Source organism: Weissella oryzae SG25 (genome assembly GCF_000691805.2).
GTDB lineage: Bacteria > Bacillota > Bacilli > Lactobacillales > Lactobacillaceae > Weissella > Weissella oryzae.
This window is the reverse complement of sequence record NZ_DF820538.1, coordinates 1-312: the sequence shown is the minus strand read 5'-3', so window position 1 is coordinate 312 and position 312 is coordinate 1. Positions and strand designations below refer to the sequence as shown.

Here is a 312-nt window from a genome sequence, read left to right as displayed (position 1 = left end):
TGAATCAAATGGTTACGATTTAAGTAATCGTCGCGGCTGGATTGGTACAATTAAATCGACGGCAGTTATGAATATGTATGGCTCACATTATGAATATTATGTTGACTATGGTAATGGTGTTCAAAGTATGCACGTATTAGAACAGGATTTGCAAAATCCAAGTTCGCCAACTTATAAAGTTGGACAAACGGTACAAATTAAGAATAGTGCTAATATTGAATCAAATGGTTACGATTTAAGTAATCGTCGCGGTTGGATTGGTACAATTAAATCGACGGCAGTTATGAATATGTATGGCTCACATTATGAATA

The 312-nt window shown here is 34.9% G+C and carries 1 pseudogene; it reads left to right on the top strand.

Annotation, left to right across the window (positions count from 1 at the left end):
* Nucleotides 1-312, top strand: a pseudogene (locus tag TT13_RS11495) (glycoside hydrolase family 73 protein); the annotation flags it as partial.